At 71.8% G+C, this 2021-nt stretch carries 2 protein-coding genes; one reads left to right on the plus strand and one right to left on the minus strand.

Annotation, left to right across the window (positions count from 1 at the left end; translation table 11 throughout):
* Positions 1-1196 (minus strand): DNA mismatch repair endonuclease MutL (mutL, locus tag D7X12_RS41035; RefSeq protein ID WP_120630528.1); only part of this gene is annotated, 1196 nt, incomplete at its 3' end.
* 102 nt (positions 1197-1298) lie between these two features.
* Between mutL and D7X12_RS41040 the strand changes: the two genes are divergently transcribed.
* Positions 1299-2021: NAD-dependent epimerase/dehydratase family protein (locus D7X12_RS41040; RefSeq protein WP_120630529.1), on the plus strand; the 723-nt coding region annotated here is incomplete at its 3' end.

The following is a 2021-nucleotide window of genomic DNA, read 5'->3' on the forward strand; positions in this document are numbered from 1 at the left end:
CCACCCTGCCCGCCCCCGTAGGGAGCACCCGGTGGACGGGGCGGCCCGGAGCCCGCGGGGCCCGGGGCATCCATCGCGGTGGGCAGCGGCGCGCCCCAGGTGGCTTCCTGCGCGCGGGTGAGGAAGCGCTCCACGGCGTGCGCGTAGTGCGCGGCGTCGCGGGGCGGAGGGTTGGCGGCCTGCTGTTCCGGCGTGCCCAGCCACGGGGCCGCGCGGAGCACCCGCGTGAGGGCGGCGCTCAGCGCGTCCTGCACGCCCCGGGCGTCGGCGAAGCGGACCTCCTGCTTCTGGGGATGGACGTTGACGTCCACCGCGCGCGGCTCCACGTCGATGTGCAGCACCACCACCGGCTGACGGCCCGCGGGCAGGAAGTCCTGGAACGCGCGCTGCACGGTGCTGATGAGGCCGCGGTCGCGGATGTAGCGGCGGTTGACGAAGGTGTAGAGGCCGCGCGCGTTGGGGAACGTGTACTCCGGCGACGCGAGGTAGCCCGTCACGCTCACGCCCAGGCGGCGCTCCTCCACCGGGAACAGGTGCGCGAAGGACTCGGGGCCCAGCGCCGCGGCGATGCGCTCGCGCGGGTCGTGTTCGCTCGCGGCGCTGGCGAAGAGCTCATGGCCCTCGTGCGTGGCGAAGAAGGCGACCTCCGGGTGCGCGAGCGCGAGCCGCACCACGGACTCCTCGCAGTGCTTCAGCTCGGTGGCGCCCTGGCGCATGAACTTGCGGCGCGCGGGCACGTTGAAGAACAGGTCCTCCACGGTGATGACGGTGCCCACCCGGGGCGGCGCGTCCTCCACGACGGGCGGGCCTCCGCCCTCCACCGTGACCTTCGTGCCCACGAGCGCGTCGGGCTCCGAGGTGTGCAGCGTGAAGCGGGACACGGAGGCGATGGCGGGGATGGCCTCGCCGCGGAACCCCATGGAGTCGATGTGGAACAGGTCATCCAGCTCGCGCAGCTTGCTGGTGGCGTGGCGCTCCAGGCAGAGCGTGGCGTCGTCGCGGTTCATGCCGTGGCCGTCGTCGGACACGGTGATGCGGCCCACCCCGCCGCCCTCCAGCTCCACGCGCACGGTGCGCGCACCGGCGTCGAGCGAGTTCTCGCACAGCTCCTTCACCACGGAGGCGGGGCGCTCCACCACCTCGCCCGCGGCAATCTTGTTGATGAGCACGTCGCTCAGGCGCGCGATTCGGGACATGGCGACCGTCGACCCTCCGCCACATGGATGACGTTGTCCAGAACATCACCGGCACGCTCGGCTGACATTCCTGGACGGCTGGGCTAACACCCGCCCTCGCGAATGGAAGTAATCCGAGCAGGCAAGGGCCCGATGCGCATCGCGGTGACAGGCGCCAATGGCGACTACGGCAAGCTGCTCCTGCCGAGACTGGAAGAAGACCCGGCGGTGGAGAGCATCCTGGTGCTCGACACGAAGGAGCCCCAGGGCGCGAAGAAGGTGGAGTTCCACCGGGTGGACCTCACCCGCTACGACGCCGAAGGCGAGCTGACCGACGCGCTCACGGAGCGCCCCGTGGACGCCCTCTTCCACCTGGCGTTCCTTTTCGGACCCATCCTCAACGGTCCCCTGGCGCACGAGCTGGAGGTCATCGGCACGATGAACGTGCTGACGGCGGTGGGCCGCGCGAAGCTGCCGCGGCTGGTGGTGCCGTCGCTCACCGCGACCTACGGCGCCCGGGGCAACAACCCGGCGCTGCTGAGGGAGGGCTCCCCCCTGTTCGGCTGTCCGCACAGCCGGTTCGTGAACGACAAGGTGGAGGTGGAAGGCCAGGTGCGGGCCTTCCGCCAGCGCCATCCGGACACGCGCACGCTGGTGTTGAGGTTCGCGCCCCTGCTGGGTCGGAGCCTGGACAATCCCGCCACGCGCCTGCTGTCCCAGGCCGTGGTGCCCACGCTGCTGGGCTTCGACCCGCTCTGGCAGGCGGTGCACGAGGAGGACGCGGGCCGGGCGCTGCACCTCGCCCTGCGGGCGGACGCGGCGGGGGAATTCAACATCGTGGGGCGG

The organism is Corallococcus sicarius, assembly GCF_003611735.1.
In the GTDB taxonomy this organism is placed as follows: Bacteria; Myxococcota; Myxococcia; order Myxococcales; family Myxococcaceae; genus Corallococcus; species Corallococcus sicarius.